The following is a 26,146-nucleotide window of genomic DNA, read 5'->3' as shown; positions in this document are numbered from 1 at the left end:
GCGCCTCTGTTTTGGAGCCAGCATGAATTCTTTGCCAATTGATGAAGTTTTGCCTGCACTGCGTACCGCCCTGGCGACACGCCATGAAGCGGTGCTCGAAGCCCCGCCCGGTGCCGGCAAGACGACCCGCGTGCCCCTGGCGCTCCTGGACCAGGACTGGCTGGCCGGACAGACCATCCTCATGCTCGAACCCCGGCGCCTGGCCGCCCGGGCCGCCGCCGAGCGCCTGGCCAGCGAGCTGGGAGAGAAAGTCGGCGAGACCGTGGGTTATCGCATCCGCCTGGACAGCAAGGTCGGCCCGCGTACCCGCATCGAGGTGGTCACCGAAGGCATCCTCACCCGGCGCCTGCAGGATGACCCGGCCCTGGAAGGCGTCGGCCTGCTGATCTTCGATGAATTCCACGAACGCAGCCTGGACGCCGATCTGGCGCTGGCCCTGAGCCTCAATGGCCGCGAGCTGTTTCGTGACGAGCAGCCACTGAAGATCCTGCTGATGTCGGCGACGCTGGAAGGCGAGCGCCTGTCGACCCTGCTCGGCGATGCGCCGATCCTGCGCAGTGAAGGGCGCATGTACCCGGTGACCCAGCGCTGGGGCCGACCCTTCCAGCCCGGTGAATTCATCGAGCCAAGGGTGGTGCAGACCGTGCTCGAGGCCCTCAACGATGAAAGCGGCAGCCTGCTGGTGTTCCTCCCCGGCCAGGCGGAGATCCGCCGGGTGCACCAGCAGTTGGCCGAAGCCCTGGGTGAGCGCAGTGAGATCCTGCTCTGCCCGTTGCATGGCGAGCTGGACCTGGCAGCCCAGCGCGCAGCCATCGACCCGGCGCCGTCGGGCAAGCGCAAAGTGGTGCTGGCCACCAACATTGCCGAAACCAGCCTGACCATCAATGGCGTGCGGGTGGTGGTGGATGCCGGGCTGGCGCGGGTGCCGCGTTTCGATCCCGGCAGCGGCATGACCCGCCTCGATACCCAGCGTATCTCCCGGGCCAGCGCCACCCAGCGCGCCGGGCGTGCCGGGCGTCTGGAGCCCGGCGTGTGCTACCGCTTGTGGTCGGCCGATCAACAGGAGCAACTGGCCGCCTATGCCAGTGCGGAAATCCTCCAGGCGGACCTGGCCGGATTGGCCCTGCAACTGGCGCGCTGGGGCGTGACGCCAAATCAACTGGTATGGCTGGACGCTCCCCCCAGTGCCGCTTATGCCCAGGCCCAGGACTTGCTGGTGCGCCTGGGGGCGTTGAATGACGATGGCAGCCTGACCCGCCACGGCCAGGCCATGGCCGAGTTGCCGGCTCACCCGCGCATCGCCCATCTGCTGCTGCGCGGCCAGTCCCTGGGGTTGGCGCCGATGGCTTGCGATGTCGCGGCGCTGCTGGGGGAGCGGGATATCCTGCGCGGCGCCGGCGCCGACCTGCACAGCCGCCTGGTGCTGCTTTGCGGGGAAGAGCGTGCCGTTCGCGGAGCCCAGGGCGGGGTGCAGCGTGCCCGACAACTAGCGCGCCAGTACCGGGGCTATCTGCGCGGGCAGCCCGAGGCTGCGGTGGCCGACCCCGAGCACCCGCGCTGGCTCGGCGCCCTGTTGGCCCTGGCCTATCCCGATCGGGTGGCCCAGCAGCGGCGCCCCGGCGGTGCCGAATACCGCCTGGCCAACGGCCGTGCGGCGCTGTTCAGCGAAACTGACAGCCTGATGAAGCAACCCTGGCTGGTGATCGCCGACCTGGGCAGCCGCCAGGGGCAGCGCGAGGAGCGCATCTACCTGGCGGCGGATTTCGATCCGGTGTTGTTCGATTCGGTACTGGCGGAGCAGGTGCGGCAAGTCGATCAGCTGGATTGGGACGAGCGCGAAGGCGTGTTGCGGGCCGAACGCCAGCGCAAGGTCGGCGAACTGGTGCTCAGCCGCGAACCGCTAAGCGGGCTGGATGAGTCCGCCCGCACTCAGGCCCTGGTCAATCTGGTCCGGCGCAAAGGCCTGGAGCTGCTGCCCTGGACCCCGGAGCTGCGCCAGTGGCAGGCCCGGGTAGCGTTGCTGCGCCAGCTGGACCTGGAGGCCACGGGCGCCAGCCAATGGCCGGATGTCAGTGACGGGGCCTTGCTCAAGGGGCTGGAGCAGTGGTTGCAGCCCTACCTGGGCAACGTCTCGCGGCTCAGCCACTTCGCCAACCTGGAACTGGCCGGAATTATCCACAACCTGCTGCCCTGGCCACTGCCTCAGCGCCTGGATGAGCTGGCCCCCCATCACCTGACGGTGCCTTCCGGGTCGTCGATTCGCCTGGACTACAGCGAGCATCCACCCATCCTGGCGGTACGCCTGCAGGAGTTGTTCGGCCTGGCGCAAACACCGCGCATTGCCGGTGGCCGCCAGGTGGTCAAGTTGCACCTGCTGTCTCCGGCACGACGTCCGGTACAGGTCACCCAGGATCTGGCGAACTTCTGGCGCAGCACCTACGCCGAGGTGAAAAAGGACCTCAAGGGCCGTTACCCCAAGCACTACTGGCCGGATGACCCGCTGATCGCCGAAGCCACGGCGCGGGTCAAACCGCGCAAATAACCCGAACTCCCGTGCTGCCCTGTAGCCGCTGCCGAGCGTGCGAGGCTGCGCCCGGGGGCGCAGCCCCCGCAAAACGGACGCCGCGGTGTGTCAGACGGAATCTGGGCCAAGCCGTTGCGAGCGCTACACGCTCGATCGCCGCCTCGGCAGCGGCTACAGGTGATGGGTGCCGCTCTGGGGTTTATTGCGCCGGCAAGAGGAAGCGGGCCAGCACCGGCAGGTGGTCGGAGATGCGCAAGGTGTCGTCCTGGCGCACCCGGGATTCGACTCGCTTGAGCCGCGGGCTGTAGAACAGGTAGTCCACCGTGCGATCCGGGCCGTCGAGGCTCGGGTCGTTGGGGTAGTGGGTCAGCCAATGTGCGCGGTCGACGCCGCTGGCCTGGGTGTTGCTGGGGATCATCGGGTATTTGTCCCACAGCAGGTGCAGCGGGCTGTCGGCACTGTAGGGCGCCCGTTGCACGTCGCTCAGTCGCTGGTACTGGCCCAGGGGCAACAGGTTGAAATCCCCGCCAATCAGCCAGGGCGTGCCGCGGCCTTCGAGTTTATCCAGGACTTTGCCAATGGCTGCGACCTGCCTTGATTGCGTCTGGCCAGGCGTGCGAGCACGTTCCAGATGGGTATTGAGCACCGCCACCTGGCCGCCGTCGTTCAGGGGCAGGTAGCTCAGCAGCAGGGCCTCCCTGGGCTGGAACTGCCGGCCGATGAAGCCGTGTTCGGCTGTGGGCAGTTGCAGGCGTTCGGCGTGATCGATGCGATAGCGGCTGAGGGTGGCCAGTTGTCGGCCGACACTGCCGAAAATATGCGGCGATGGTACGAAATCGGCTTTCCAGTCGTAAGCCTGGGTGCTGCAGGGGTAGAGATCGGTAAGGCGTTCCTGCAGGAGTTTGAGCTGGTCCTGGTAGGCGCTGGCCTTAGCACCGTTGTCCACTTCCTGCAGCAGCACCAGGTCCGGTTGTTCGTCGCGGATCACGCGAGCCACTTCGTCGAGGCTGAAGGCCATGTCCTCCAGGGTCGGCTGCTCGTCCTCGCCTTGTGCCTGGTCGTTCCAGAACACATAGCGCTTGCCCGCCAGGTACTGCAGGTTCCAGGTCATCACTTTCAGGGCCTGGCCCGGCACCAGCGGCGCGGCCTGGGCGCTGCAACTGACAGCGAGGCTTTCCTTGGCTTCCGGGCGCCAGGTCAGGCTGTAGACCAGCCCGGCCAGCACCAGACCGATCAACAACAGGCTCAACAGGGTGATGCGAAGTAGACGGATCATCGGCTCGGCTTATGGCGTTGCAGGATGGCCCCGGAGCATAACCGAGAGCACGGCCGTCACCCAAGGGGCAGAGCGGCCGAGGGAGGATTCAGCGCTTGTCCGGCTGCTCGCTGATCAGCATGAACAGGCGGAACAGCACCACGCTGGTGAACAGCTGCAGGAAGCTGTAGGCGCTATCGATGGCCAGGGACAGCAGCGGGTTCAGCGGTTCGGAATAGGCCGCTTCACTGGCACCCTTGAGCAGCCACAGCGGGGTCATTACCGCCAGGATGCACACCAGGATCCGCAGGAAGTGCCCACGGCTGAGGCGGAAACTTTCACTGATGGCCGCCAGCGGCGCCATGCCCTTGAGCACCAGCAGGTACTCGGCGAAAGCCAGTACCACCATCAGCCACAGCCCCGGCAGGAAATACAGCGACAACCCCAGCAGGATCAGCAGGGTGCTGACCGCCGTCAGCAGGGCAAAACGCGGCCACAGGGCCAGGGCCATGGCCAGCAGGTCCCGGGTACGTGGCGACTCGCCCCGGGTGCGGGCGTCGAGAAACAGGATCAGCGCACCGGTGTACAACGGATACACCAGAAGGCCCACCACCACGCTGTAGCCCGGGAAGGTGTCGGGGCCCAGGGCGCTGTTGACCCCTTGTTGCAGCAAGGCTTCGAGAATCACCAGCGGCAGGCACAGCTGGGCGATCTGCCCGAGGTTGCGCTGGAAGAAATACAGAGAGTCACGCAGTACATCTAACGGATTCATTCGATGAGATCGCAGTTGAAGAAGCGGTTGCACACTTTAACCGATGCAGGCCCCGCCCGAGCAAACGTAAACCTTGGGTAAAGACCATTGAAAGTCGTCGCACCAGCCCCATAACTGGTGCGTACCACCGCTCTGTCCGAGCGGCGGACCAGATTTCTACCGGCAATCTAAAGAGGTCGCCATGAACAACCAAGAGCAAACCCTGATCGATGGACTGTTTTCACGGTTGCAGCAAGCCGAAACGGATTCAGCCCCGCGCGACGCCCAGGCAGAGGCGCGGATCAAGGAGCATCTGACCCGCCAGCCTGCGGCCGGGTATTTCATGACCCAGGCGATCCTGGTGCAGGAGGCCGCACTCAAGAGCCTCAACGAGCAGAACCAGCAACTGACCCAGCAAGTCCAGCAATTGCAGGCTGACCTGCAACAGGCCCGGGCCCAGGCCAGTGCTCCGGCACCGGCGGCCGGTGGCGGTTTCCTGTCGAGCATCTTCGGCGGTTCCCGCGAGCCACAGCCGGCACCGAGCCAGAGCGCGCCGCCGCCGTCGTCCGGTGGTGGCTGGCGTGAACCGGCGCGTTCTTCCTTTGGCGCCCCTGCGCAACAGAACTTCGGCGCGCCGCAGCAGAATTACGCCGCACCGCCACAGAACTATGCACCGCAGCAGGCACCGGCGGCGGGTAGCAGTTTCCTGGGCGGCGCCTTGAAAACTGCCGCCGGCGTTGCGGGCGGGGTCATGCTGGCCCAGGGCATCAGCAGCCTGTTCCACAACAACCAGCAGCCCCAGGAAATCGTCGAAGTCATCAAGGAAGAACCGGCGCCGGCCAGCGACAACAGCGGCTGGGGCAATGACGACCAGCGCCTGGCCAACAACGACTCCTGGGGCAACAACGACCAGGGTGGCTTCAGCAACGCCGACTACGACAACGACGACAGCTCGTTCTTCTCCGACGACGACTCCTTCGTCTGACCTGCGTCGGTCCGGGGCAAACACCTGCCCCGGACCGATTATTCGCGGAACAATCCCTGCGACTGGCATACTGGGCGACTTTTCGGGGCCCGAGGCCCGATCCAGCCCTTGCGCTGCTGCGCCATGAGGATTAGCGGTGAAGAAAATCGCTGTGTTCGCCGATGTCCAGAACCTCTACTACACCGTTCGTCAGGCCTATGGTTGCCACTTCAACTATGCGGCGCTGTGGGCGGATATCAGCAAGCAAGGGCAGATAGTCGAAGCCTATGCCTATGCCATCGACCGTGGTGACAGCAAGCAACAGCAGTTCCAGCAGATCCTGCGCAACCTGGGCTTCACGGTCAAACTCAAGCCCTACATCCAGCGCAGCGACGGCTCGGCCAAGGGCGACTGGGACGTGGGCATCACCATCGACATCATGGACGCTGCGGCCCATGTCGACGAAGTGGTGCTGGCTTCCGGCGACGGTGATTTCGACCTGCTGCTGGAGCGCATCATCCACAAGCACGGGGTCAGCGCGGTGGCCTATGGCGTGCCGGGGCTGACCGCCAATTCGCTGATTCGCGCGGCTACGCGCTATGTGCCGATCGAAGGCGCCTTGCTGCTTAAAAGCTGATCAATTTTCATACGGAGCAGGACAGGTTTGGAACGCATTGCCGTCATCGACTTTGAAACCACCGGGATCTCCCCGAGCAGCAGTTGCCGGGCCACGGAAATAGCCGTGGTGATCCTTGAGCAGGGGCGCATCGTCGAGCGTTACCAGAGCCTGATGAACGCCGGCGTGCGGGTGCCGGCGTTTATTGAGCAACTGACCGGCATCAGCAATGCCATGTTGCGCAGCGCACCCCCGGCAGAGCAGGTGATGAACGAGGTCAACGAGTTCGTCGGCATCACGCCGTTGCTGGCGCACAACGCGGCCTTCGACCAGAAGTTCTGGGATTTCGAGCTGGGCCGGATCAAGCGCACCCGCCTGCAGAACTTCGCCTGTTCGCTGCTGCTGGCGCGTCGCCTGATGCCGGCGGCTCCTAATCACAAGCTGGGCACCCTGACTTCATTCGCCGGCCTGCCGCACACCGGCCAGGCTCACCGGGCCATGGCCGATGCGGAAATGGCAGCCAACCTGGTGGCCCACCTGGCCGGCGAACTGAGGCACAAGCATGGCCTGCGCGAGCTGTCCCATGACTTCCTGTGCAAACTGCAGAAGGTTCCCGCGGCCAAAGTCCCCGAACACCTCAAGCGCCACCGCGGGTTCTGAGTCCCGAGGTTCATTTGCTTTCCAGTTGCCCCAGGGGCACGCGCCGTTCAATGGCACTGGAGAGCACGATGGAGGTCTTGCTGAAACCGAACTGGGCCACGCGGTTGATCAACTCCTCCAGCTCCGGCATCGATCCCACTGCGGCCTGCATGATCACGCAAGGGTCGCCGGTGACCCGGTGGCACTCGGTGAGCTGGGGAATCTTGATCAGTTCGTCATAGGCCTTCTGGTTGCCGTGCTGGGCCAGGCGCAGTTCGATCACGCACTGGATCGGCAAGCCGACCTTGGCCATGTCGACTTTGGCCTGGTAGCCGGTGATCACTCCGCTGGCCTCCAGCTTGGCCACGCGTTCGGCCACCGCCGGTGCCGAGAGATTCACCTTGCGTGCCAGCTCGGCGTAACTCGCCCGGCCATTTTCCAGCAGGCTGGCCAGGAGCATGCGGTCGTACTTGTCCATGGAAGGCTCTCGATCTATCCAGCTTTCGAAAGCACGGTATATAGCCCTTATCTCCATCTTTTGGAAAGTGTACGGGCGTTATAAACAGGTTTTGTAACTTAAGTTCCCTGGGCCGAGTTTCTAGAATAGACCTCCCCCTGCCTGCCTCAGAGCCGCCTCCCATGCCTGGCCAAAGCCGTTTTCCGCTGCCGTTGATCGCCGCCTTTTTTGCCCTCTATGTAATCTGGGGCTCGACGTACCTGGTGATTCGCATCGGTGTCGAATACTGGCCGCCACTGATGCTCGGCGGCATTCGCTTCATCATCGCCGGTAGCCTGATGTACGCCTTTCTGCGCTGGCGCGGGGTGCCGGCGCCGACCTGGGCGCAATGGAAGGCCGCAGGGATCATCGGTGTGCTGCTGTTGAGCTGTGGCAATGGCGCGGTAACGCTGGCCGAACACTCCGGGGTGACCTCCGGCGTCGCGGCGCTGGCGGTGGCCACGGTGCCTTTGTTCACCTTGCTCTGCGGGTATTTCTGGGGTGCACGCAACACGCGCCTGGAGTGGGCCGGGATCGTCCTCGGGATGATTGGCATCGGCATGCTCAACCTGGGGTCCAACCTGCAGTCGAGCCCGATGGGCGCCGCCTTGCTGCTGTTCGCTGCGGCGGCCTGGGCTTTCGGCTCGGTGTGGAGCAAGCATCTGCCGCTGCCCCAGGGCGCCATGGCCAGTGCCGCGGAAATGCTTGTCGGTGGCGTGGTGCTGATGATCGGCAGTGCCCTGAGCGGTGAGCATCTGGACACCCTGCCTCCGATGGAAGGCTGGCTGGCCCTGGCCTACCTGGCCGGTTTCGGTTCGATCATCGCCTTCAACGCCTACATGTACCTGCTCAAGCACGTGCGCCCAGCCGCGGCCACCAGCTACGCCTATGTCAACCCGGCGGTGGCGGTGCTGCTGGGCATCGTCTTCGTCGGCGAAACCATTGGCATCGAGGAGGCCATGGCCATGCTGGTGATCATCAGTGCCGTAGTGCTGATCGGCCTGCCCCAATGGCGCAAGCCCAAGGCCGGGGTCCAGGAAGAGGCGGCCTGATCACTGTCCCGGTGGCAGGCCGGCCAGGCTCCGTTGGAGAAAGTCGCCGATGACCTGGCTCGCTTGCTGGTGAATCGCTTCGCGGCTGCGCTGGCCGCCGTCCCGGCAGATGATTTCATCCTCGGGGTTCTCTTCCCGGAGCAGGGCCGTGGCGCCTGGCTTGCAGATTTGCATGAAGCTGAAATGGCTGGCATCGGCGATCACCAGCAGGCTGGAGGTGGCCGACGGCAGGTGGGTTTCCAGGTAGCCCGACTCCTGCTCCACCGGCATGCTGGCAATATCGACTCCTGCTCCCAGGATCAGGGTCGGCGTCTGCACCGCTGACAAGCTTTGCGGGGTGAACCCACGGACCAGCCCCGGGTCCAGGGAGACGACCGCCTTGACTCGCGGGTCCCGCAGGTCGGTGCCCAGAGAGCCCTGGTTTTGCGGCGCAATCCCCAGTTCCGGAGCCAGCCCGCACAGACGCGGGTTGGGATGCAGCCGACATTCCTCAAGGAAGCGTTGCGGGCTATAGCGGGCGCCGGCCAATGCGGTGACCGTCCAGCCGCCCAGCGAATGGCCGATGGCGGCGATGCGCTGTGGGTCGACCGCGCCTGCCAGGGACTGGTCAGCGCTCAGTGCGTCTATGACCCGGCTCAGATCCCGGGGACGCTGCCAAAGCTTCGCCGCTTCTTCCGGACGCTGGTCGAAACTCGTGGTGCCCGGGTGGTCAGGGGCGGCGACCACATAACCCTGGCCGACCAGCGAAGTGACCAGCCAGCTGAGGTTGCGCCAGTTGCCGCGATAGCCGTGTGACAGGACCACCAAGGGATGGGCCGCAGGGGCAGGAGAGGCATCCTTGATGGTGGGCAGGCCCTGGAAGACCGGGTTCTCTGCCGATACCAGAAGCGGGCTGGCGGTTTCGGTGGGGTACCAGAGGGCGACATGCAGGGGGCGCTGTTTGCTTGCATCGGGCAGGGTTATTTCACGAAAACCGACGAGCTCGGCGGCGCAGGCCAGGGGCAGGAACAGGAAGAGTGAAAGGCCCGCTAGCATCCGTGCGGACAGGGCAGTCTTGGGCATTGAAGAACTCCATGGGCAAAACGTCAGTGGCCTGCCAATGGGCGCGCTGGGTGGAATCGAGCGGCGATCGAGGGCAGTGGGTGGGCGACGACCGGGGCAGTCGCCGCCCACCCTTTTAACCCACATTGCCGGGAAAGGGTGACCCAATTGTGCAGCTGGCGGTCACCCACTTCGCATCAGTTACAGGTTCCGGCGTCGAGCCAGACCTTACCGGAACCATCTGGCCCGGTGAACGCCGGGTTGCCCGGCTCATTGCCCTTGACCCACCAGCGAGCGATGTAAAAGCGCCCGTTATGGCTGACTCGGTCCTTCGCCACATAGGTGCCCTGGGCCGACCATGGGCCCTGGCAAGCGGTACTTTCTGCCTTGACCGTCACGCTGTGCTCGCGAGTCACGCTGTGATGGCCGTTGCCCAGGCTCAGGGTGATGCGGTAGGTGACGTCTTGTGCTGTTTTGGGGGCGGCGAACTTCATCGAGGTCCCGGCCGCCTGGAAGTCCACGCTCGGGTTCACATTCCAGCGGTAATTCAGCGGCAGGCCAGCAGGGTCGCTGGAACCTTTGGCGTCGAGCACCACCGTTGCTCCGGCTTTGGCCTGGCCCGGGCCGTCGATGCTGGCCAGTGGCGGCTTGACCGCCGGCTGTTCGCCTTCGCTGGCGCACGGACCCAGGTCACGCCAGACCTTGCCGGAGCCATCGGGCCCGGTGAAGGCCGGGGTGCCCGGTTCACTGCCCTGGGTCCACCAGCGCGCTTCGTATTGACGGCCTTTCCACTGCACCTGGTCCTTGGCTACATAGGTACCGCGAACCTGCCACTGGGGCTTGCAGCTGCCGCTGCCGGCCTTGCCCTTGATCAGCATTTCGTGGGTCTTGAGGGTGCTCTGCTTGCCGTTGCTCAGGCTCAGGGTGAAACGGTAGCGGGTGTCTTCAGCCAATTCTGGTGCGGTGAAGGCAATACGCGGACCGTCGTAGGTAAAGTCCAGCTTGGGCGAGGCTTCCCAGGCAAAGCTCAGGGCCGCGCCTTGTGGGTCGCTGGAGGCGGACGCATCCAGCACGATCTGTTCACCTGCATTGGCTTCAGTCTTGCCGCGGATCACGGCCACTGGCGGGGTGCCGGCATCCACAGGTTTGAGCGAGGTCACCTTGACCTGGTTGTCGGCGCTGAACTCACCGTCTGCCAGCAAGCTCCAGGGGCCATTGAAGCTGTGGCTGGAGTACACCTGGTAGCCCTTGATATTACCCGTCTGGCCCTGGCGTGGCAGGTAGCGCAACTGAGAGAAACTGTTATTGCTGCCCATGTCGATCACGATCTGGTGGGGATAACGGGCGTCGGCGGCCGAACTCCAGTAGGAGTTGGGGTTGTCATCGAGCACGTTCGAGCCCGAGGTGGTGCCGGATGCCACGCTGCTGGTTGAGTGGACACGCCAGCTGTTTCGAGGAAGGGGCTCGCCTTTGGCGCTGGCCAGCATCAGTTCGGCGATGCTGGCGTTGTTCTTGCCGTCCACCGAAGAGGTCGCCACGAGCTTCAGGTAGGTGCCTTGGGCCGTTTCCCGGGTGTGGCCGTAAGCGTTGCCTTGCAGGATCAGGTCTTCAGCCGCCATACCTTCGGTCCTGATAGCCAGGTACCAGCGGCCCGGTTTTGGATCCTTGGCCCCGAGACCGACTATCTGGCTGAGGGCCGAGCGGTAGTCGTAGCTGGTGGTGGTTGGTTGAGCGCCATACTTGAGCGACAACTGGACCTGGCCGCCCTTGTTGGTACTGGTGCCGGGCACCACGGTGAAGGCCAGGCGCTGGGTGCCTGCCGGTACATCCAGTGGGAAGTAGCGGGTCTGGCCTTTGGCCTGGTTGATCCGTTCTTCGAGAATCGTGATCAGGTTTTCACTGTCCAGCGGCACGACTGAGGGGGCGTAGGCGGAAATTTTCGCAGCGTTCTCGCGCCAGCCCCGGGCCATGTTCGCCGTTCGAGCATCGCCCAGGGGCACGCCGAGGTGGTCCTTGAGGTCCGGGTTGGAGAAGTAGCCGACGTGGTTGCCGCAGAGGATGGTGCCGACCCGACCGTTGTTGTGGCCGAAGCGGTAGTTGTCGTTGCCGTCGTTGCAGTGGCTGCCGCCGATGTTGTGCGCCAGTTCGTGGCGGAAGGCGGCCGAGGCGCTGATGGCGTTGACCGAGTAGCGGCCGTTCACGTAGGCCCAGCCGGCGGCGGTGTCCACCCCGGGTGTGCCAACGGTGAATGCGGCGACCAGGTCCGGGCTGTATTTGCGCATGCCATCGGCGAACAGGTTTTTGACATCGGCCAGCACCGGGGTGGTGATCGGGTAGTCGTTGGCTATCACCTGGGTGCCGGCCAGGCGCACACGCACATTCTTGATCTGCGAGTTTTCCACGGCACGGTTGACCGAGGCGACCTGGGCCAGGGCGTAGGCCTCATGGTCACCGATGTAGTTGGCGGCTTTCTGGGTGAAGCCTGCCAGCAGATCGATGACGATCTCGCCCTGGGCGTTGCGGTGGGTCAGGTAGTTGCGCTGACCGCTCTGGGTCTCGATCAGGTTGGGTACGTCGTCGCCTTCGTTGGGCACGGAGTCGATATTGCGCGGGTCGAAGGAGTGCTGGTTGTTGAGGCGAATCAGCGACTGTTCGCCACTGGCGTTGCCGCGAATCATCAGGTTACTGTCAGGCATCAGGGCGATGAAGCTGCCGTCGCCACGGGCGGCGACAAACATTTCCTGTGCGGCGCTCTGGGAGCGGTTGTTGCTTTGCAGCGTGCCGACCATGACCTTGAGGCCCTTGAAACTGTCGTTCCGGTCCGGAATGAGGCTGCGCAGGCGCATGCCGATTTCCTGCTGCAGACGTTCGGTTCCCGCGTCGGCGATGTTGCGCTGGGCCGGATTGGCCATCAGCGCCTGGATATTGATGAAGGGGCCGTCGGCCGCGCTTTCGGCGCGTGGCAGGGCCGCATCGGCAGGTTCATCGGCGGCCTGTACCAGGCCCGTCATGGGTAGCAATACGACAGTTCCCAGGCTGGCCACACAAAGGCGGGTGGCACGGGACAGGGTGTTCAATCTGAAGGTCGGCATAACCATTCCTGGATATACACAGCGCGGCGCAAACCTGGCGAACAGGATCGTGAAAGCGTCCGCGCTGATGATGTGGATGAGGAGTTGTGCCGGCGGCGGGCATCATAGGCAGCGGCGCTGGTGCCGTATATTCGAAGCCTGGCTTTTAGTACCTGTCCTAGGGAACTTGCCCGTACGAAGGGCAAGAGCACTGTTGTGCCAGGGGCGTTTGCCGTGTGTCGGGTGCTGCCGGCGGAGGGTGCAGAAGGGCCGGCGAGTTGGCTAGAACGGCCGGGGAGACAGCGTGGTTGCAATAAAAAACGCCGGGCAATGCCCGGCGCGGTGGCTTCAGCCTGAACGGGTCACTCGAACCCGCTCAGCAGGACGAGGGCGAATAACACTGCCGCCAGGGCCAGGGAAAACAGCAGGCTGATTCCCGCCACTCGCCATAGTGAGAAGAAGCGCCCGTTGCCGGCCTTGTGCTCTATCACCTGGGGGCCGAACAGTTGGCGTGCGTAGGCGTTCATCCCGTAGATCGGCGGCAGGATGAACACCACCGCAGGGATACTTTCCGGAAGAAAAAAGCCTGCCACGCTCATGGCAATGAAAAGGCCGATGCCCATGGCCCAGACTTTGTTCACTTCGCTCTCGCGGCCCATGGCCTTGAGGTTCTGGCTGATGAAATAGGCGCCGGCCACGGAGGTGCCGATGAAGGTGCTCAGGCCAATGGCCGCCACGCTGTAGAGGCACAGGCTCTGATCGGTTGGCTTGCTGGCCAGTAGTTCGGCGGCAGGGGCCTGGAAGGGGTTTTGGTTGTCCATGCGCGGTGAGGCTCCTTGGGAAGGGCAAAGGGGCGGTTGAGTGCCAGCTCGGGTGTTGCGCTGCCCTTGTGCGCGACCCGTGGCAAACAGTGGGGCGAGCATACACTCACCGGGGCGGGCTTGGCAGGCCTGGGGCGGCCCGGGAGCGAGCCCCTGAATTAGGGTAAACTGCCGCCCATTGCGTCCCTGTGCTGACTTTTTCCTACGGTACCCCCATGACATTCGCCACTCTTGGCCTGATCGAACCCCTGCTGCGCGCCCTCGAAACCCTCGGCTACCAGACCCCGACCCCGGTGCAGGCGCAAGCCATTCCGGCAGTGCTGGGCGGGCGTGACCTGATGGCCGCGGCCCAGACCGGCACCGGCAAGACCGCCGGTTTCGCTCTGCCGCTGTTGCAGTTGCTGACCCTGGAAGGGCCGAAAGTCGATAGCAACTCGGTACGCGCGCTGATCCTGGTGCCGACCCGGGAACTGGCCGAGCAGGTCCACGAAAGCGTGCGCCAGTACGCCGAACACCTGCCGCTGCGCACCTATGCGGTGTACGGCGGGGTCAGCATCAACCCGCAAATGATGAAGCTGCGCAAAGGCGTGGACCTGCTGGTGGCGACTCCGGGGCGTCTGCTGGACCTGTTCCGTCAGAATGCGGTGAAGTTCAGCCAGTTGCAGACCCTGGTGCTGGATGAGGCCGACCGCATGCTCGACCTGGGGTTCTCCGAAGAGCTCAAGAGCATCTACGCGGCCCTGCCGAAGAAACGCCAGACCCTGTTGTTCTCCGCCACCTTCTCCGACGCCATCCGCCAGCTGGCCGGGCAGATGCTCAACGATCCGCTGAGCATCGAGGTCAGCCCGCGCAACGTGGCCGCCAATACGGTCAAGCAATGGGTGGTGCCGGTGGACAAGAAGCGCAAGCCGGAGCTGTTCAGCCACCTGCTGCGCAAGAACCGCTGGAAGCAGGTGCTGGTGTTCGCCAAGACCCGTAACGGTGTGGATGCGCTGGTGGAGAAACTCCAGGGCCAGGGCGTGAACGCCGACGGTATCCATGGCGACAAGCCACAGGCCACGCGTCAGCGCGCCCTGGACCGGTTCAAGGCCAGTGAGATCCAGATCCTGGTGGCCACCGATGTGGCGGCCCGCGGTCTGGACATCGAAGACCTGCCCCTGGTGGTCAACTTCGACCTGCCGATCGTGGCCGAGGACTACATCCACCGCATCGGGCGTACCGGCCGTGCCGGTTCCACCGGCGAGGCGATTTCCCTGGTGTGCGCCGACGAGGTGAACCTGCTCTCGGCGATCGAGATGCTCACCCGCCAGACCCTCAAGCGCCATGAGGAACAGGATTTCGAACCCGAGCACCGGGTGCCGGAAACCGACGCCAGCGGCCAGGTGGTGAAAAAGCCGAAGAAGCCCAAGAAGCCGAAAACCTCCGGCGGTGGCGGCAAGCGCAACCTGGGCAAGTGGGTGGACAGCGGCGAAGTGGCCGAAGCTCCGGTGGTGAAACCGGTGCGCAAGGTGCCGGCTTTCAACACCGGGCCGCGCAAGCGCAAACCTTGATCTGACATCGCGCCGGGCCCTTCGCCGGCAAGCCGGCTCCTACCCTTGCGTAGGTGCCGACTTGCCGGCGAAGCTGTTTATGGCTGGCGCCGCAACCACTTCAGCATACCCAGCCCCGCCTGGCGCCCGCTGGCAAAGCAGGCGGTCAGCAGGTAGCCGCCGGTCGGCGCTTCCCAGTCGAGCATTTCCCCTGCGCAAAACACTCCAGGCAACTGCCGAAGCATCAGGTCGTCGTCCAGGGCTTCAAACATTACGCCGCCAGCGCTGCTGATGGCTTCGTCCAGTGGGCGAGGCTTGATCAGCGTCAGGGGCAGGGCCTTGATGGCTGCCGCCAGGAGCGCCGGGTCATTAAAGGCCGGGGCGGGTGTCAGTTCTCGCAGCAACGCCGCCTTCACCCCCTCGATCCCCAACTGGCTCTGCAAGTGCTTGGCCATGGACCGCGAGCCGCGTGGCTTGGAAAGGGCGGCCTGGACCTTGTCCTGGGGCTTGTTCGGTAGCAGGTCGATATGGATCGTCGCCTGCCCGTGCCGGTTGATGGATTCGCGAATCGACGCCGACAAGGCATAGATCAGGCTGCCCTCGATGCCGCTGGCGGTGATCACGCATTCACCCAGCCGTGGTGCGTCGTCATCAAGGCCGATGGCCACGTTCTTCAGCGGCGCGCCGGCGAATTTGCTGCGCAGCAGTTCGCTCCAGGCGTTGACCTCAAAACCGCAGTTGCTCGGTTGCAAGGGCGCAAGCTGCACACCGCGCTGTTCCAGCAGGGGCAGCCAAGCCCCGTCGGAACCCAGTCGTGCCCAACTGCCGCCGCCCAATGCCAGCAGGACCCCATCCGCCCGTACCGCACTTTCACCCTCGGCATGCCGGATGCGCAGGCTGCCGTCGGCCTTCCAGCCCAGCCAGCGGTGCCGAGTGTGGATAACGACTCCGGCATCGCGCAGGCGCTTGAGCCAGGCGCGCAGCAGCGGCGCAGCCTTCATGTCGGTAGGAAACACCCGGCCGGAGCTGCCGACAAACGTCTGGATACCCAGCTCATGAATCCACTGGCACAGCGCCTCGGCGCCAAATTCCCGCAGCAACGGGGCGATGTGCGGTGCACGCTCGGCGTAGCGCGAGAGGAAGGCCGGATAGGCTTCGGAGTGGGTGATGTTCATGCCACCGACCCCAGCCAGGAGGAATTTTCGGCCCACCGATGGCATGCCGTCGTACAGGTCGACCAGAACCCCGGCCTGGCTCAGTACCTCGGCGGCCATCAGGCCGGCGGGGCCGCCGCCGATAATCGCGACGTGGTGGGGCGTGGAAGAGTGCGATGCAGTCATGGCAGAGGCGGGGCTGAGGAAATAGGCCGGGCATTCTACCCGAGGTGCAGGGGGCTTGCTGGGTCGATGATGCCTGGTCAAAAACTAGACAGCGGGCTGCGGGCCTTGTGTCCCGTGGGCTGGCTCGACTTTCGCGCAGGTTGTCCACAGGCGGCTCCACAGCGATTGGGGGTAAGCGCTACGGCGTCGCCGGAGGCCTGCTGCGCCCTGATCAAAAAACAGGCACCGCTCTGCAGGCCTTGCAGAGCAAGGGGCCTAGCGTCTTTCGCGCAGGTTATCCACAGGCGGCTCCACAGGGATTGGGGGTAAGACACTCACAACTGTATGACCATCTGATGTCACTGATCAAAAAACAGGCGATGGCCTTGAGGCCCCGTGGGACAAGGGCTGCAGAGGCTTTCTCCCAGCTTATCCACAAGCGGTTCCACAGTGGATGTGGGTAAGGCCTGCGGATGTCAGTAGCACCCTGACGATTCCCAGACCTTCTGGGCACTGTGGTGAAGAATGCCGTGGCGCCGGGCCAGGGCCTGGCGGTCCTTGCTGTAGCCGCCGCCGATCACGCCGACCACCGGGATGTCGCGGCCCAGGCAGTGGCGCATGACCCGTTCGTCGCGTTCGGCCACGCCGGCATCGGTGAGTTTGAGGTAGCCCAGGGCGTCGTCCTGATGCACGTCGACCCCGGCGTCGTACAACACCAGGTCCGGCTGGTACAGGGGCAGCAGGTAGTTGAGCGTGTCGTCCACCACGTTCAGGTAGTCGGCGTCGCCCATGCCCATGGGCAGCGGGATATCCCAGTCGCTCTGGGCCTTGCGCGCGGGGAAGTTCTTTTCACAGTGCAACGAGACGGTCACCGCGTCGGCGGTATGTTGCAGGATCCGCGCGGTGCCATCGCCCTGGTGCACATCGCAGTCGAATATCAGCACCCGGCCCACGCGCCCGCTTTCAAGCAGGTAATGGCTGATCACCGCCAGGTCGTTGAAGATGCAGAACCCCGCCGGGTAGTCATAGTGGGCGTGGTGGGTGCCGCCGGCCAGGTGGCAGGCCAGACCATGTTCCAGTGCCTGTTCGGCGGCCAGCAAGGAGCCGCCGACGGCACGCACCGTGCGCCGGGCCAAGGCTTCGCTCCAGGGCAGGCCAAGGCGCCGCTGGTCCTCCCGGGACAACTCGCCGCCCATGTAGCGTTCGATATAGGCCGGGTCGTGGGCCAGGGCGAGGATTTCTGCCGGGCATAGCTCGGGGCGCAGCAGGTCGGCGTCGTGGGTCAGGCCGCTGGCCACCAGGTGATCGCGCAGCAGGCGGAACTTGTCCATGGGGAAGCGGTGCTCCGCCGGGAACTCGGGGCTGTAGTCGTCGTGATAGATCAGCGGCAATGTCATGGCATTTTCTTAGATGAACCCGTGAAGGATCCTACCAGCGATGTAGACTTGCACCCATGAAAACGGAGGGCACCGATGGAGCCGATATTGCAACTCGAGAGCGCGCGCCTGTTGCTGCGCCAATGGCGCGACGACGATTTGCCGGCATTTGCAGCAATGTGTGCCGATCCACAGGTCATGCGCTACTTTCCCGCGCCCTTGAGTCGTCTGGAAAGTGCCGCGCTGATCGGGCGGATACGCGGGCATTTTGCCGAGCACGGCTTCGGGGTCTGGGCCCTGGAGCGTAAGGACACTGGTGCGTTCATCGGTTTTACCGGACTGGGCGTCGTCGGTTTCGAGGCGTCGTTCACCCCGGCAGTGGAAATCGCCTGGCGCCTGGCTCGCGAGCACTGGGGCCTGGGTTATGCCAGCGAAGCGGCCTGGACAGCCTTGCGTTGCGCTTTCGATCGTCTGTCCCTCGACGAAGTCGTGGCCTTTACCACCCGCAACAACCTGCCGTCGCAGAAGGTGATGCAGGCCATTGGTATGCATCACGCTGCCGAGGATGACTTCGAGCATCCGAACCTCGCCGGCGATCACCCGCTGCGCGAGCATGTGCTGTACCGCATTACCCGCGAACAATGGCTGGAAACCTTGCATGGATAGCAGGCGCGCACGTTTAGAATGTGCCGACGAGATACCTGGCCCCAATTGATATCACCGCCGCAGCCGAGATTGCGCGGTGTTGCCCTGTGTGAGGAGAGTCTGAATGAGTCATGTGCTGGATGATCTGGTCGATCTGTTGACCCTGGAAGCCATTGAAGAAAACCTGTTTCGCGGTCGCAGCCAGGACCTGGGTTTTCGCCAGCTGTTTGGCGGCCAGGTGCTCGGCCAGTCGTTGTCCGCAGCCAGTCAGACAGTGGAGGAGGCACGCCACGTGCACTCCATGCACGGCTATTTCCTGCGCCCCGGGGATGCCGCGCTGCCGGTGGTCTACCAGGTGGACCGGGTGCGCGACGGCGGCAGCTTCAGCACCCGGCGAGTGACGGCGATCCAGAAGGGCAATCCGATCTTCACCTGCAGCGCCTCGTTCCAGTACGACGAACAGGGTTTCGAGCACCAGAACAGCATGCCCCAGGTGGTCGGGCCGGAAAACCTGCCATCGGAGCTGGAGATCACCACCCAGCGCGCCCACCTGATTCCCGAGCACATGCGCGAGAAGCTGCTGTGCCCCAAGCCGATCGAAGTGCGCCCGGTGACCGAGAAGGACCCCTATAACCCGCAGCCCATGGATCCGGTGAAGTACGTCTGGTTCCGCGCCGACGGCGCCCTGGCCGACAGCCCGGCGCTGCACAAGTACCTGCTGGCCTACGCTTCGGATTTCGGCCTGCTGACCACCTCGATGCTGCCCCACGGCAAGTCGGTGTGGCAGAAGGACATGCAGGTCGCCAGCCTCGACCACGCTCTGTGGTTTCACGCCGACCTGCGCGCTGACGACTGGCTGCTGTATGCCATGGACAGCCCCTGGGCCGGAAACTCCCGGGGCTTTTCCCGGGGCAGCGTGTTCAACCGTGCCGGGCAGTTGGTGGCCTCGGTGACTCAGGAAGGGTTGATCCGCCATCGCAAGGATTGGGTATGAGTCTTTCAGAGATAAAACATTGGGTGTTCGACATGGACGGCACCCTGACCATCGCTGTGCATGATTTCGCGGCGATCCGCGAGGCGCTGTCGATTCCTGCCGAGGATGACATCCTCACACACCTGGCGGCCTTGCCGGCGGACGAATCCGCGGCCAAGCATGCCTGGCTGCTGGAACACGAGCGCGACCTGGCCCAGGGTTCGCGCCCGGCGCCGGGTGCGGTGGAACTGGTGCGGGAACTGGCCGGGCGCGGTTATCGCCTGGGCATCCTCACCCGCAATGCGCGAGAGCTGGCCCATGTGACCCTGGAGGCCATCGGCCTGTCGGACTGCTTTGCCGAGGCCGACGTGCTGGGCCGCGACGAAGCACCGCCCAAGCCCCATCCGGGCGGTTTGCTGAAGCTGGCTGAAGCCTGGGATATCTCGCCGTCACGGATGGTCATGGTGGGGGACTACCGCTTCGACCTGGACTGCGGGCGGGCCGCCGGGACCCGTACGGTGCTGGTCAACCTGCCGGACAACCCCTGGCCGGAGCTGACCGACTGGCATGCCCGGGATTGTGCGCAGTTGCGCGACCTGCTGTCGGCCTGAGGGCCCTGTTCGCCGGCAAGGCTCCCGTCGGAGCCTTGCCGGCGAAAGCGTCGTTCCAGGCAGCGCTTTTCTTTACTTGAACACTGCCGCCTGCCCCTCGGGCGAGGTGAACATCCGGTCACCGTCATGCCCGACCCCGGGCACTTCCACCAGCCGTTGCAGCAAGCCTTGCGGATGACGCCGCACCAGGTAGTCGAAGTAGTTGTGCCCGCGAATTAACCGGTACGCGCCCTGGGTCTCGGCGGCGCAGCTCTTGTCCAGGGCGGGATGGTTGGGATCGGTGTCCTGCTGGCCCAGCAGGTAGGTGATGTCGCGCGTCACGTAGCCCTGTTCAAGCTGCGCCGGGGAATGGTCGCCGGCATAGGCCGGTAGCCGGTTCAGGCCGTACTTCCAGTCGTTGAAGCCCGGGCAACTGGCCGGTTCGAATGCCACCGGGCGCCATGCGTCGAAGTAGGCGTAGGACGACGGATTGGCGATCACGTAGCGCAGGCCGATCCCGGCCTTTTCCAGCTCGGGGTGGCTGCCGGTGCTCAGCGCATAGCGCTGCACCACCTGGGCGCCGCCGGAGTGACCGGCGATCACCACTTCCTTGAGTGCCGGAAAACGTTTGCGGTCTTCCAGGCGCTGGAGGATGGCATCGAGCACCGCATAGGAGCTGACGGCCTGCGGGCCCACTGAAGGCTCGCCGGCCATCCAGCCATTGCCCTTCCAGCGCAGTAGCGCGTCTGGCAATTGATGGCGGGCGATGTCGCTCTGGTTGAGAAACTGCGGGGCGATCACCAGGGTTGTTGTGCTTTGCCCGGCCTGCCCGGCAGCGCTTTGCCCACTGTGCAGATACGTCTGGGCGTTGCGCAGCCGGCCGTGAACGATGATCAGGGCCCGCTCTACGCCCGGCAGCGGCTGGCGCCAATCCTGGCTCAGGCCCAGCGCCAGTTGCCCGCCCTCCAGGGGCAGGCGTTGCGGGCTGATGACCTTGACCCCCTGTTCCGCCGCCTGGGCGCCGCAGCCACCCAGGCACAGCAGCAGGGCCAGCAAGCGGCGCATCTACAGGCTCCTGGCGCTGAAGGTATCGCACTGGCTGACCTGGCCCTGGCTGAAGCCGGTCTTGAACCAGCGCACTCGCTGCGCCGAGGTGCCGTGGGTGAAGGAGTCCGGCACCACCCGGCCCTGGCCTTGCTGCTGCAGGCGGTCGTCACCGATGGCATTGGCGGCGTTCAGGGCTTCTTCCACATCCCCGGGTTCCAGCCAGTTCAGGCGCTTCTGTGCGTGATAGGCCCAGACCCCGGCAAAGCAGTCGGCCTGCAGCTCCTGGCGTACCAGCAGGCCGCCATCGCCTTGCATCTGCTGGCCTTGCTGGCGCGCGGCCTGGATTTTTGCCGAGACCCCGAGCAGGGTCTGCACGTGGTGCCCGACCTCATGGGCAATCACGTAGGCCTGGGCGAAGTCGCCGGCGGCGGAAAAGCGCTGGGCCATCTCCCGGAAGAAGTCCATGTCCAGGTACACCTGGCGGTCGGCGGGGCAGTAGAAGGGCCCGCTGGCGGAAGTGGCCGCGCCACAGGCGGAATTGACCCGGCCCCGGAACAGGATCAGCTTGGGCGGCTGATACTGGCGGCCGGCTTGCTGGAAGATCTGGCCCCAGGTGTCTTCGGTGTCACCGAGGATGGCGCGGACAAACTCTGCCTGTTCGTCATTGGCCGGTGGTGCCTTGCGTGCCTGGGTGGTGGCCGGCGCTGAAGTCTGCCCGCTCTGCTGGCCCAGCAGTTGCCCGAGGATCTGCAGCGGATCCTGGCCGGTGGCCCAGCCGATGCCGACGATCAGTACGATCGCCGTCAGGCTCAAGCCCTTGCCTCCACCGAACCGCATGCCACCGCCACCGCCGGCGCTGCTGTCATCTCGCGCGTCCACGACGTTGTCGCTGCGCCGGCCTTTTTTCCAAAGCATGGGGGTGTCCTCGTTTTTTCTGCTGGTCAGTGTTGCTGGTGGCTCGAACCGGCGCCAGTCCGGTCGTCAGGGATTTTTCTGCACGCTACCATGGCCCGGTTACGGATCGATCCGGTCCAGGCGCATTCGGGGCTCCCTATTGAACATCGATACCCGCATCAAATTCCGTCACTTGGTGTGTTTTCTTGAAATGGCCCGCCAGGGCAGCCTGGCCCGGGCGGCCGATGTCCTGGCGGTGAGCCAGCCGGCGATGTCGAAAACCCTCAAGGAACTGGAAGCGTTGCTGGAGACCCGGCTGTTTGCCAGGAGCAAGGCCGGCCTCAGCCTGACCGAGGCCGGGCGGGCCTTCCTGCGTTATGCCGGGCCTTCGGTGCAGGCCCTGCGGGAGGGTGTCAGCAGCCTGCGCGGCGGTGAGTACGCCGCCGGGCTGGTGCGCATCGGTGTGCTTTCCACGGTGGAAAGCCTGCTGCTGCCGGAGGTGATGCGGCGCCTGCATCAGCGCCATTCGGCGCTGACCGTGAGTGTGCTGACCGGCCCCAGTGCTTACCTGCTGTCGCAATTGCGGGTCGGCGACCTGGACCTGGTGGTGGGGCGCATGACCGAGAGTCCGGAGATCCACGGCCTGAGCTTCGAGCATCTGTACAGCGAATCTATGACCCTGGTGGCCCGTCCGCAGCATCCACTGGCAACCGGCCCTTTGGACCGCGACGCGGTGAGCGCCTATCCCCTGGTGCTGCCCCTGGCCGGCACCAGCATTCGCAAGCACGCCGACAGCCTGTTCATCCAGTGCGGCATTGCCCCGTCGCAGCAGCGTCTGGAAACCCTCTCGGTGGCCCTGAGCCGGCGCTACACCTTGTCCAGCGACGCGCTGTGGATCGCGCCGCTGGATGCCGTGCGCCTGGACCTGGCCAATGGCGAACTGCAGGAGCTGGACCTGGGCCTGCACGAACCCGGTGGCTCGGTGGGGATTTCCAGCAATGCCAGCCTGCCTTTGTCCCTGGCGGCGCAATGGGCGGTGGAGGTGCTCCGGGAAGTGGGGCTGGCCTATCGCGAGGGCAGTTATCCATAACCATTTGGTTATTGATTGAGGGCGGCATTTCAATTTTCCCCGCTCCTGGTTTGTTTGAAACTGCGCCGGCTGCGCTCCATAAATCAAACAACAGGAGATCGACATGTCTGATGCAGACAGCAGTCGCTTCGTGATTCGCGACCGTAATTGGCACCCCAAGGCCCTGACCCCCGACTACAAGACCTCCGTCACTCGCTCCCCGCGCCAGGCGCTGGTGAGCATCCCACAATCGGTCAGTGAAACCACAGGCCCGGACTTTTCCCACCTGCGCACCGGGCGTTTCGACAACGACCTGCTGCTCAACTTCAACAACGGTGGCTTGCCCGTGGGCGAGCGGATCATCGTTTCCGGGCGGGTCTGCGATCAGTACGGCAAACCCATTCCCCATACCCTGGTGGAAATGTGGCAAGCCAACGCCGGCGGCCGCTACCGGCACAAGAACGACCGCTACCTGGCGCCCCTGGACCCGAACTTCGGTGGCGTCGGCCGGGCCCTCACCGACCGTGATGGCTACTACAGTTTCCGCACCATCAAGCCCGGCCCCTACCCATGGCGCAACGGCCCCAATGACTGGCGCCCGGCGCATATCCATTTCTCCATCAGTGGCCCGTCGATCGCCACGCGCCTGATCACCCAGCTGTATTTCGAAGGCGACCCGCTGATCCCGCTGTGCCCGATCGTCAAGTCCATCGCCAACCCGGACGCGGTACAGAGCCTGATCGCGCGCCTGGACATGGGCGGCGCCAACCCCATGGATTGCCTGGCCTACCGCTTCGACATCGTGCTGCGCGGCCAGCGCAAGACCCACTTCGAGAACTGCTGAGGAGCCTGACATGCCTGTTCAACTGCTGCCTGAAACCCCCTCGCAAACGGCCGGCCCCTATGTGCATATCGGCCTGGCCCTGGCGGCCGCGGGAAACCCGCCGCGCCCCGAGGAAATCTGGAACCAGATGGCCAAGGCCGATGCGCCGGGTGAGCGGATCCTGCTGATCGGCCACGTCTACGATGGCAATGGCCACCTGGTGCGCGATTCATTCCTGGAGTTCTGGCAGGCCGACCACGCCGGGGTCTACGACCCGGTGTTCGATACGGAGAAACCGTTCAACTGCTTCGGTCGCACCGCCACCACCTTCGATGCCGGGGAATGGACACTCAACACGGTCAAGCCCGGGGTGGTGAACAACGCCGCCGGCGTGCCGATGGCGCCGCACATCAACCTGTCGCTGTTTGCCCGGGGGATCAATATCCACCTGCACACCCGGCTGTACTTTGCCGACGAGCCGGAGGCCAACGCCCAGTGTCCGGTGTTGAACCTGATCGAACAGCCCCAGCGCCGGGAAACCCTGCTGGCCCATCCTTGCGAGGTGAATGGCCAGCGCGCCTATCGCTTCGACATTCGCATCCAGGGTGAAGGCGAGACGGTGTTCTTCGACTTCTGAAAAAAGCCTGAGGCCATGCATGGCACCCTGCGGGGCCCACCCATGGCCGCAGTGGGTCAATGATCGAAATGATCCCAGACCGGAGCGAAGTCCGGGCTGACCTGACGCTGATCCTTGGGCAGGCCGGCGATCAGTGCCCGGTCTTCATCGTCCAACTGCAGCTTGAGGGACTCCAGGTTGGCCAATTGGTTGGCCCGACTGCTGGCTTTGGGAATGGCCGCGACGTTGTTCTGATCCAGCAACCACTTGAGCGCCACCTGGGTCGGCAGCACGCCGTGCTTGGCGGCGATCTGCCGGATCTCGGCCACCTCGGACACCTTGTTGCGTGCCAGCGGCGTATAGGCGGTCAGCACCATGTCGCGGCTGCGGGCATAGTCCAGCAGGCCGCTTTGCCCCAGCAGCACGTGGTATTCCACCTGGATCGCCGACAGCGGTGCGCCCAGCCCTTCAATCACTCGGCGCAGCAGCGCCAGGGGGAAATTGGCCACGCCAATGTGCTTCACCAGTCCCTGTTCCCTGAACGACACCAGGGTTTCGATGCTGCGTTCCAGCTCCCAATCGCTGGTGGGCCAGTGGATATGAAACAGATCCACATAATCGCAGCGCAGGGCTTTCAGGCTGCGCTCCAGGGAATGGCGCATGGCCTCGGGGCGCAGTTGGTCCCACCAGACCTTGGTGGTGAGGTGGATCTGCTCCCGGGGCACCGGGGTGTTGGTCAGGGCCTGGCCCACGGCGTCTTCGTTGTTGTAGGCCTGGGCGGTATCGATGTGTCGGTAACCCAGGTCCAGGGCCTGTTCCACGGCGCGAGTGCACTCGTCATCGAGCATCGGCCAAGTGCCGAGGCCAAGCTTGGGCATGTGCAGGCCACTGTGGGTCAGGACTGGGCAATCTACGGAGTGAGGCATGGGCAATCTCCCTGTGGATAAAAGAACACGGCCGGGTCGGCGAGGGCTGTCGGGCGTCGCTGGTTTGGACAGCGCAGCCGCACAGAAAATGCCCGGCGAATCGAGTGTGGAGGCCTGTGGTGGTTGTTGTATTTATGGAAAGTGATTCCAAAAAATATACGAGCTCGGCTAACCTGCGCACAAGGCGTTGTGTCGGGTGAAAAGCCCGCTTTCGTCGATTCCGGGCGGTAATCGAACCACGCCCTGCAGTTCCCCAACCGGCCCGTTGTCACTAGAATCGGCCAAATTTTGTCGGGACCCGACCATGGCTGGCAGTCAAATCGAACGCGTCTTCAGCGTTCTCGAACGTCTTACCGGTGATCCCCGCGGCCTGCCGTTGCAGACCCTGGCGGAACAGCTGGAAATCCCCAAAAGTGCAACCCATCGCCTGTTGGCGGAGTTGATTCGCCTGGGCTATGTGCGGCAGAACCCGGACAACCTGCGCTACCAGCTGTCCACCCGGCTGGTGGCCATGGGCTTTCGCTACCTGTCTGCCAGCGGCGCGGACATCGTCCAGCCGGTACTCGATCGCCTGGCCCAGGAGTCCGGCGAGCTGGTACGCCTGGGGGTGATCGAAGGCGAGCGCCAGACCTGGATTGCCAAGTCCCAGGGCGCCCGTTCCGGGCTGCGTTACGACCCGGACATGGGCCGCGAGGCGCCGCTGTTCTACACCGCTTCCGGGCATGCCTGGCTGGCCACTCTGAGTGACGCCGAGGCGTTGTCCCTGGTGGAGCGCCAGCGCGTGGAAACCCCGGCGGACCTGGGGCCCAATGCGCCGCGCTCGAACATCGAGTTGCTGGAGCGCCTGCGCCTGGCCCGCGAGCAGGGCTACGCCTGGGTCGAGGAAAGCTCGGCGGTCGGCACCTCGGCGATTGCCGCGGTGGTGCGCCATCCCATCGATGGCCGGGTCGTGGGTGTGCTCAGCGTTGCCGGCCCCAGCGCGCGCCTGCCCCTGGCGCGGCTGCATGAACTGGCGCCATTGCTGCTGCAATTTGCCCAAGAGCTGTCGGCCGCCAGCCAGGCTTCCGAACTGTTCAACTGACGCCACGCGCTCTGCCCGTAGCCGTTGC

24 protein-coding genes are annotated in these 26,146 nt (G+C 64.7%); 13 read left to right on the top strand and 11 right to left on the bottom strand.

Going from position 1 to position 26,146, the window contains the following annotated elements:
- Positions 1-22 precede the first annotated feature (22 nt).
- A complete protein-coding gene (gene hrpB, locus A9971_RS30740) occupies positions 23-2,542 on the top strand; it encodes an ATP-dependent helicase HrpB (protein WP_183001075.1) in 2,520 nt (839 codons plus the stop codon).
- A 181-nt stretch (positions 2,543-2,723) separates the two neighbouring features.
- On the opposite strand, the gene A9971_RS30735 is transcribed toward hrpB, so the two are convergent.
- A complete protein-coding gene (locus A9971_RS30735) occupies positions 2,724-3,800 on the bottom strand; it encodes an endonuclease/exonuclease/phosphatase family protein (protein ID WP_015637151.1) in 1,077 nt (358 codons plus the stop codon).
- Positions 3,801-3,888: 88 nt separating this feature from the next.
- Positions 3,889-4,551, bottom strand: a complete 663-nt coding sequence (locus A9971_RS30730) for a YciC family protein (protein WP_011063634.1) — start codon at positions 4,549-4,551, stop codon at positions 3,889-3,891.
- A gap of 181 nt (positions 4,552-4,732) precedes the next feature.
- On the opposite strand from A9971_RS30730, the gene A9971_RS30725 reads away from it, so the two are divergent.
- The 3 genes from A9971_RS30725 (at position 4,733) to A9971_RS30715 (ending at position 6,770) form a co-directional block, all read left to right on the top strand.
- Positions 4,733-5,515, top strand: a complete 783-nt coding sequence (locus A9971_RS30725) for a DUF2076 domain-containing protein (RefSeq protein WP_053154073.1) — start codon at positions 4,733-4,735, stop codon at positions 5,513-5,515.
- A 136-nt stretch (positions 5,516-5,651) separates the two neighbouring features.
- A complete protein-coding gene (locus A9971_RS30720) occupies positions 5,652-6,131 on the top strand; it encodes an NYN domain-containing protein (protein WP_011063632.1) in 480 nt (159 codons plus the stop codon).
- A 27-nt stretch (positions 6,132-6,158) separates the two neighbouring features.
- A complete protein-coding gene (locus A9971_RS30715) occupies positions 6,159-6,770 on the top strand; it encodes a PolC-type DNA polymerase III (protein WP_011063631.1) in 612 nt (203 codons plus the stop codon).
- Between the two features lie 10 nt (positions 6,771-6,780).
- On the opposite strand, the gene A9971_RS30710 is transcribed toward A9971_RS30715, so the two are convergent.
- On the bottom strand, positions 6,781-7,227 hold the full coding sequence (locus tag A9971_RS30710) for an Lrp/AsnC family transcriptional regulator (protein ID WP_011063630.1): 447 nt from the start codon (positions 7,225-7,227) through the stop codon (positions 6,781-6,783).
- A 161-nt stretch (positions 7,228-7,388) separates the two neighbouring features.
- On the opposite strand from A9971_RS30710, the gene yedA reads away from it, so the two are divergent.
- A complete protein-coding gene (yedA, locus tag A9971_RS30705) occupies positions 7,389-8,297 on the top strand; it encodes a drug/metabolite exporter YedA (protein WP_015637147.1) in 909 nt (302 codons plus the stop codon).
- Here yedA and A9971_RS30700 read toward each other — a convergent pair whose 3' ends face one another.
- From A9971_RS30700 to A9971_RS30690, 3 genes are all read right to left on the bottom strand, one after another.
- A complete protein-coding gene (locus A9971_RS30700; protein WP_183001073.1) occupies positions 8,298-9,359 on the bottom strand; it encodes an alpha/beta fold hydrolase in 1,062 nt (353 codons plus the stop codon).
- Between the two features lie 176 nt (positions 9,360-9,535).
- Complete coding sequence (locus tag A9971_RS30695; RefSeq protein ID WP_183001071.1) at positions 9,536-12,430, bottom strand: carbohydrate-binding protein; 2,895 nt, start codon at positions 12,428-12,430, stop codon at positions 9,536-9,538.
- Between the two features lie 341 nt (positions 12,431-12,771).
- Positions 12,772-13,230, bottom strand: coding sequence for a hypothetical protein (locus A9971_RS30690; RefSeq protein ID WP_041119988.1), 459 nt, complete (start codon positions 13,228-13,230; stop codon positions 12,772-12,774).
- 215 nt (positions 13,231-13,445) lie between these two features.
- On the opposite strand from A9971_RS30690, the gene A9971_RS30685 reads away from it, so the two are divergent.
- Complete coding sequence (locus A9971_RS30685) at positions 13,446-14,780, top strand: DEAD/DEAH box helicase (protein ID WP_161466711.1); 1,335 nt, start codon at positions 13,446-13,448, stop codon at positions 14,778-14,780.
- A gap of 77 nt (positions 14,781-14,857) precedes the next feature.
- Here A9971_RS30685 and A9971_RS30680 read toward each other — a convergent pair whose 3' ends face one another.
- Positions 14,858-16,099 (bottom strand): TIGR03862 family flavoprotein, encoded by a 1,242-nt coding sequence (locus A9971_RS30680; protein ID WP_183001069.1) that lies wholly within the window; start codon positions 16,097-16,099, stop codon positions 14,858-14,860.
- 455 nt (positions 16,100-16,554) lie between these two features.
- Complete coding sequence (locus A9971_RS30675; RefSeq protein ID WP_077934830.1) at positions 16,555-17,475, bottom strand: histone deacetylase; 921 nt, start codon at positions 17,473-17,475, stop codon at positions 16,555-16,557.
- A gap of 75 nt (positions 17,476-17,550) precedes the next feature.
- Between A9971_RS30675 and A9971_RS30670 the strand changes: the two genes are divergently transcribed.
- The 3 genes from A9971_RS30670 (at position 17,551) to A9971_RS30660 (ending at position 19,683) form a co-directional block, all read left to right on the top strand.
- Positions 17,551-18,120: a GNAT family N-acetyltransferase gene (locus A9971_RS30670; protein ID WP_047337875.1), complete on the top strand. Its 570-nt coding sequence runs from the start codon at positions 17,551-17,553 to the stop codon at positions 18,118-18,120.
- A gap of 103 nt (positions 18,121-18,223) precedes the next feature.
- A complete protein-coding gene (gene tesB, locus A9971_RS30665; protein ID WP_077934829.1) occupies positions 18,224-19,093 on the top strand; it encodes an acyl-CoA thioesterase II in 870 nt (289 codons plus the stop codon).
- A complete protein-coding gene (locus tag A9971_RS30660; protein WP_183001068.1) occupies positions 19,090-19,683 on the top strand; it encodes an HAD family hydrolase in 594 nt (197 codons plus the stop codon). The genes tesB and A9971_RS30660 overlap by 4 nt, the downstream gene beginning before the upstream one ends.
- A gap of 72 nt (positions 19,684-19,755) precedes the next feature.
- Here A9971_RS30660 and A9971_RS30655 read toward each other — a convergent pair whose 3' ends face one another.
- The gene (locus A9971_RS30655; protein ID WP_183001066.1) at positions 19,756-20,727 is read right to left on the bottom strand and encodes an alpha/beta hydrolase; all 972 of its coding nucleotides are present in this window, start codon (positions 20,725-20,727) and stop codon (positions 19,756-19,758) included.
- On the bottom strand, positions 20,728-21,624 hold the full coding sequence (locus A9971_RS30650) for a neutral zinc metallopeptidase (protein WP_011063618.1): 897 nt from the start codon (positions 21,622-21,624) through the stop codon (positions 20,728-20,730).
- 139 nt (positions 21,625-21,763) lie between these two features.
- Here A9971_RS30650 and pcaQ point away from each other — a divergent pair, with 139 nt between their 5' ends.
- The 3 genes from pcaQ to pcaG all read left to right on the top strand — a co-directional run bounded on the left by pcaQ (position 21,764) and on the right by pcaG (position 24,132).
- Positions 21,764-22,693, top strand: a complete 930-nt coding sequence (gene pcaQ / locus A9971_RS30645; protein WP_015637138.1) for a pca operon transcription factor PcaQ — start codon at positions 21,764-21,766, stop codon at positions 22,691-22,693.
- Between the two features lie 103 nt (positions 22,694-22,796).
- The gene (gene pcaH, locus A9971_RS30640; protein ID WP_011063616.1) at positions 22,797-23,516 is read left to right on the top strand and encodes a protocatechuate 3,4-dioxygenase subunit beta; all 720 of its coding nucleotides are present in this window, start codon (positions 22,797-22,799) and stop codon (positions 23,514-23,516) included.
- A gap of 10 nt (positions 23,517-23,526) precedes the next feature.
- Positions 23,527-24,132 carry a protocatechuate 3,4-dioxygenase subunit alpha gene (gene pcaG / locus A9971_RS30635; protein WP_015637137.1) on the top strand — a complete coding sequence of 202 codons (606 nt, stop codon included), beginning with the start codon at positions 23,527-23,529 and terminating at the stop codon, positions 24,130-24,132.
- Between the two features lie 56 nt (positions 24,133-24,188).
- On the opposite strand, the gene A9971_RS30630 is transcribed toward pcaG, so the two are convergent.
- Complete coding sequence (locus A9971_RS30630; RefSeq protein ID WP_015637136.1) at positions 24,189-25,037, bottom strand: aldo/keto reductase; 849 nt, start codon at positions 25,035-25,037, stop codon at positions 24,189-24,191.
- 304 nt (positions 25,038-25,341) lie between these two features.
- Here A9971_RS30630 and A9971_RS30625 point away from each other — a divergent pair, with 304 nt between their 5' ends.
- Positions 25,342-26,118 (top strand): IclR family transcriptional regulator, encoded by a 777-nt coding sequence (locus tag A9971_RS30625; RefSeq protein WP_015637135.1) that lies wholly within the window; start codon positions 25,342-25,344, stop codon positions 26,116-26,118.
- Positions 26,119-26,146: the final 28 nt, after the last annotated feature.

The sequence above is a fragment of the Pseudomonas sp. UME65 genome (assembly GCF_014170225.1).
Classification (GTDB): Bacteria; Pseudomonadota; Gammaproteobacteria; order Pseudomonadales; family Pseudomonadaceae; genus Aquipseudomonas; species Aquipseudomonas protegens.
The sequence above is the reverse complement of the archived record's forward strand: the minus strand, read 5'-3'. Positions and strand labels throughout refer to the sequence as shown.

Excerpts from the sequence above, each read along its gene's own strand:
- hrpB (WP_183001075.1), top strand. The coding sequence starts at position 23 with ATGAATTCTTTGCCAATTGATGAAGTTTTGCCTGCACTGCGTACCGCC.
- A9971_RS30735 (WP_015637151.1), bottom strand. The coding sequence starts at position 3,800 with ATGATCCGTCTACTTCGCATCACCCTGTTGAGCCTGTTGTTGATCGGT.
- A9971_RS30730 (WP_011063634.1), bottom strand. The coding sequence starts at position 4,551 with ATGAATCCGTTAGATGTACTGCGTGACTCTCTGTATTTCTTCCAGCGC.
- A9971_RS30725 (WP_053154073.1), top strand. The coding sequence starts at position 4,733 with ATGAACAACCAAGAGCAAACCCTGATCGATGGACTGTTTTCACGGTTG.
- A9971_RS30710 (WP_011063630.1), bottom strand. The coding sequence starts at position 7,227 with ATGGACAAGTACGACCGCATGCTCCTGGCCAGCCTGCTGGAAAATGGC.
- yedA (WP_015637147.1), top strand. The coding sequence starts at position 7,389 with ATGCCTGGCCAAAGCCGTTTTCCGCTGCCGTTGATCGCCGCCTTTTTT.
- A9971_RS30700 (WP_183001073.1), bottom strand. The coding sequence starts at position 9,359 with ATGCCCAAGACTGCCCTGTCCGCACGGATGCTAGCGGGCCTTTCACTC.
- A9971_RS30695 (WP_183001071.1), bottom strand. The coding sequence starts at position 12,430 with ATGCCGACCTTCAGATTGAACACCCTGTCCCGTGCCACCCGCCTTTGT.
- A9971_RS30690 (WP_041119988.1), bottom strand. The coding sequence starts at position 13,230 with ATGGACAACCAAAACCCCTTCCAGGCCCCTGCCGCCGAACTACTGGCC.
- A9971_RS30685 (WP_161466711.1), top strand. The coding sequence starts at position 13,446 with ATGACATTCGCCACTCTTGGCCTGATCGAACCCCTGCTGCGCGCCCTC.
- A9971_RS30680 (WP_183001069.1), bottom strand. The coding sequence starts at position 16,099 with ATGACTGCATCGCACTCTTCCACGCCCCACCACGTCGCGATTATCGGC.
- A9971_RS30675 (WP_077934830.1), bottom strand. The coding sequence starts at position 17,475 with ATGACATTGCCGCTGATCTATCACGACGACTACAGCCCCGAGTTCCCG.
- A9971_RS30670 (WP_047337875.1), top strand. The coding sequence starts at position 17,551 with ATGGAGCCGATATTGCAACTCGAGAGCGCGCGCCTGTTGCTGCGCCAA.
- tesB (WP_077934829.1), top strand. The coding sequence starts at position 18,224 with ATGAGTCATGTGCTGGATGATCTGGTCGATCTGTTGACCCTGGAAGCC.
- A9971_RS30660 (WP_183001068.1), top strand. The coding sequence starts at position 19,090 with ATGAGTCTTTCAGAGATAAAACATTGGGTGTTCGACATGGACGGCACC.
- A9971_RS30655 (WP_183001066.1), bottom strand. The coding sequence starts at position 20,727 with ATGCGCCGCTTGCTGGCCCTGCTGCTGTGCCTGGGTGGCTGCGGCGCC.
- A9971_RS30650 (WP_011063618.1), bottom strand. The coding sequence starts at position 21,624 with ATGCTTTGGAAAAAAGGCCGGCGCAGCGACAACGTCGTGGACGCGCGA.
- pcaH (WP_011063616.1), top strand. The coding sequence starts at position 22,797 with ATGTCTGATGCAGACAGCAGTCGCTTCGTGATTCGCGACCGTAATTGG.
- pcaG (WP_015637137.1), top strand. The coding sequence starts at position 23,527 with ATGCCTGTTCAACTGCTGCCTGAAACCCCCTCGCAAACGGCCGGCCCC.
- A9971_RS30630 (WP_015637136.1), bottom strand. The coding sequence starts at position 25,037 with ATGCCTCACTCCGTAGATTGCCCAGTCCTGACCCACAGTGGCCTGCAC.
- A9971_RS30625 (WP_015637135.1), top strand. The coding sequence starts at position 25,342 with ATGGCTGGCAGTCAAATCGAACGCGTCTTCAGCGTTCTCGAACGTCTT.